The sequence below is a fragment of the Paenarthrobacter aurescens genome (genome assembly GCF_025421775.1).
GTDB lineage: Bacteria > Actinomycetota > Actinomycetes > Actinomycetales > Micrococcaceae > Arthrobacter > Arthrobacter aurescens_B.
In genome coordinates, this window is record NZ_JAOEFX010000478.1 from 1 (window position 1) to 256 (window position 256).

Sequence of the window (256 nt, forward strand, 5' to 3'; positions counted from 1 at the left end):
CCAGATTGTTTTCATTGCAAATAACTTTAATTCTTTGATCTTCCCTTGCAAAATCATTGATTAAATTAAGGGTGTTGTCGTCAGAGTTATCATTAATAACAATCAACTCGAAGTCTGGATAAGTCTGTTGTAAAATACTCGTGATAACTTCAGATAAATAACTTTCCGCATTATGAACTGGCATAACAACTGAAATTTGGCATGTGATGTTTTTATGTATCATCTATAATAACCCCATATAAATCAAGGCATGCTT

1 protein-coding gene is annotated in these 256 nt (G+C 31.6%); it reads right to left on the minus strand.

Annotated elements, in window-relative coordinates; genetic code table 11:
- Window positions 1-184: glycosyltransferase family 2 protein (locus N7568_RS24440; protein ID WP_261612253.1), on the minus strand; the 184-nt coding region annotated here is incomplete at its 3' end.
- Window positions 185-256 lie beyond the last annotated feature (72 nt).